The 2,749-nt window shown below is 73.0% G+C and carries 3 protein-coding genes and 1 pseudogene; 3 read left to right on the forward strand and 1 reads right to left on the reverse strand.

Annotation, left to right across the window (positions count from 1 at the left end):
* Positions 1 to 40: 40 nt before the first annotated feature.
* Positions 41 to 691, reverse strand: coding sequence for an O-methyltransferase (locus ACWJ6R_RS33985; protein ID WP_449066146.1), 651 nt, complete (start codon positions 689 to 691; stop codon positions 41 to 43).
* A gap of 171 nt (positions 692 to 862) precedes the next feature.
* Between ACWJ6R_RS33985 and sigE the strand changes: the two are divergent.
* The 3 genes and pseudogenes from sigE to ACWJ6R_RS34000 form a co-directional block, all read left to right on the forward strand.
* Positions 863 to 1,456, forward strand: a pseudogene (gene sigE / locus ACWJ6R_RS33990) (RNA polymerase sigma factor SigE); the annotation flags it as partial.
* Positions 1,457 to 1,632: 176 nt separating this feature from the next.
* Positions 1,633 to 2,181 carry an anti-sigma factor family protein gene (locus ACWJ6R_RS33995; RefSeq protein ID WP_449066147.1) on the forward strand — a complete coding sequence of 183 codons (549 nt, stop codon included), beginning with the start codon at positions 1,633 to 1,635 and terminating at the stop codon, positions 2,179 to 2,181.
* A gap of 259 nt (positions 2,182 to 2,440) precedes the next feature.
* Positions 2,441 to 2,749 (forward strand): hypothetical protein (locus ACWJ6R_RS34000; RefSeq protein ID WP_449066148.1); only part of this gene is annotated, 309 nt, incomplete at its 3' end.

The raw sequence follows: 2,749 nt of genomic DNA on the forward strand, positions 1-2,749 counted from the left end.
CCCGGCGCCGCGGCCGGCCGGGACGCGGCCGGTCGCCGGGTCAGCCGGTGAGCTTGACCGCGGCGAGGATGCCGCCGCCGAGCGGGAGCAGCAGGGGGCGGAGCCGCTCGTCGGAGCGGACCAGCTTGCCCAGCTCGCGGACGGCGACGGTGTCCGGGTCGCGCCGGGCGGGGTCGGCGACCCGGTGGTGCCAGAGGGCGTTGTCGAAGACGACGACGCCGCCCGCGCGCAGCAGCCGGACCGACTCGTCCAGGTAGTCGCCGTACTCCTGCATGGCCCCGTCGCAGAAGACCATGTCGTAGCCACCGTCGGACAGGCGCGGCAGCACGTCCAGGGCCCGGCCGGTGATCAGCCGGACGCGGCCGCCGGAGAAGCCCGCCTGGGCGAAGCTCTGCCGGGCCAGGCGCTGAAGCTCCGGCTCCACGTCCACGCTGGTGAGCGTGCCGTCGGGACGCATGCCGCGGAGCAGCCAGAGACCGGACACCCCGCAGCCGGTGCCGATCTCCACGACGGCGCGGGCGTTGACGGCGCTGGCGAGGAAGCAGAGGGCGGCGCCACCGCTGGGCGAGGTCGGGGAGACGCCCACCTCCAGGCTCCGCTGCCGGGCGAGGCGGAGGATCTCGTCCTCGGGATGGAACTCCTCGGCATAGGCCAGAGTGGCCTCCAACGGACTTGTCGGCGTCTCTGCCATCGGCCTCTCCTCCCGCTCTCTCGTGCACAGTCGCATGGGCGCTGGGTCGCAGCCTAAGGGAGGCGGCCCGGATCGGGAACTCATGCCCCGGGCAGGACGTTGCATGGATTAAAGCGGCGTTTGCCGGTCCTGTGGGTAGTGAGCGCGCACGAAGGGACGAAACCAGGCACTATGGCGATAGCGGTGGTCCCGAAGAGAGGGGTGCTGGTGGACGAGCCCGACCACCAGGTGGATGCTCCCGTGTCCGACTGGAAGCCTCCCACCTGGGACGAGGTCGTCCGGACCCACTCGGCGCGCGTCTACCGGCTGGCCTACCGGCTGACCGGCAACGTCCATGACGCCGAGGACCTGACCCAGGAGGTGTTCGTCCGGGTCTTCAGGTCCCTGTCGAACTACACGCCTGGCACTTTCGAGGGCTGGCTGCACCGCATCACCACCAACCTGTTCCTCGACATGGCGCGGCGCAAGCAGCGCATCAGGTTCGAGGGGCTCGCCGACGACGCGGCCGAGCGGTTGCGCGGGCGCGAGCCGTCCCCCGCCCAGGTGTACGACGACACCCACCTGGACGCCGACATCCAGGCGGCGCTGGACGCGCTGGCCCCCGAGTTCCGCGCCGCCGTCGTGCTCTGCGACATCGAAGGGCTCTCCTACGAGGAGATCGCCGCGACGCTCGGCGTGAAGCTCGGCACCGTCCGCAGCCGCATCCATCGCGGCCGGGCGCAGTTGCGTGACGCGCTGGAGCACCGCGCGCCCCGCGGCGAGCAATCCCCCCCCGACCATCACCCGCGGGGAGGAGTTCGCATGACAGACCGCAGACATTCGAAGCGACGGACCGGGACCGAGGGCGGAAGCGTGGACGCGAGGCGAGGACCCGGACCGGATCCGATCACCAGGGGCGATTTCCACGACTGCCACGACGAGCCGCTTGGCAAGGAGTCGGCATGAGTCATCTCGGAGAACGCGTTTCCGCGCTCGTCGACGGCGAGCTGAACCACCATGAGCGCGACCGCGCCCTGGCGCACCTGACCTTCTGCGCCGACTGCCGCGCCGAGGTCGACGCCGTACGGGCGCTGAAGAGCCGGCTGCGGTCCCTGGACGGGCCGTCGATGCCGATGGACCTGACCGTGTCGCTGCTGCGGATGGCCGAGCCGGGCGGTCCGCTGCCGCCGCGGGAGTGGCCCTTCCCCGCCTCCCGGACCTTCGGGGGGGCGCCGATCCCGAGCATGCACAGCATCGCCCCGCCGGACAACCGCCCGCGCGGCCGGGCCGGCGGGGCACGGCGGTCACGCCGGGCGGGTTACGTGGCCGTGGGGTTCGCCTCCGCGGCGGTGGCGCTCGGCACGCTGTTCGTCGTCGGGGGCGCCGAGTCCAATCCGCGCGTGCCGCCGGCCGACATGTTCGCCAACCAGCCCGGGAGCCCCACGAACACGGTGCACCGCGGCGGTACGGCGACGCCCGTCCCCTCGCTGACGCCGTCGCCCGCCAGGTGATCCGTCCGCCCGTCACCGGGCCGCCGGAGGCCGTCCGCCTCCGGAGCCGGTGGCGGGCGGTCTCGTTTCCGGTGGTCCGCCGGGCGGGAGCGGGGTGCCGGGGTGCGGCTCGTGCACGGCGAGTCTCCGGGATACTGGTATCCGAGGCATTCGAACGGGCAAACCGCACTTTATGTCTCTCGTATGCAGCTCCGGGGAAGATTGCCTGGCTGCCGCCGGCGAGCGGCCTCATACGAGGCTAAGGAGTAGTGAATATCCGATGACGACCGACGATCCCCGCACGCATGAGGCGCACGATGCCGAGGGGCGTGCGCCGTCGGACTTCAGCGGCGGCCGGGGCTCTGCTCCGGAGTCCTCGCGGCCCGACTTCCTGCCCGCGGGCGAGGCCTCGGGCCTTCCCGGTGAGCGGGGCGGGCAGCCGGGCGACGAGGGGTGGAGCCAGCTCGGGCAGCCGCCGGCGCCGGGCGGGTGGAGCCACGAGCAGCCGGCGGCCCCGGACGCGCAGCAGCGCCAGGACGGCTGGGTCGACGCGCCGGAGGAGAGCGGCTGGGGTGACCCGTCCGGCCGT

Source organism: Planomonospora algeriensis (assembly GCF_977012225.1).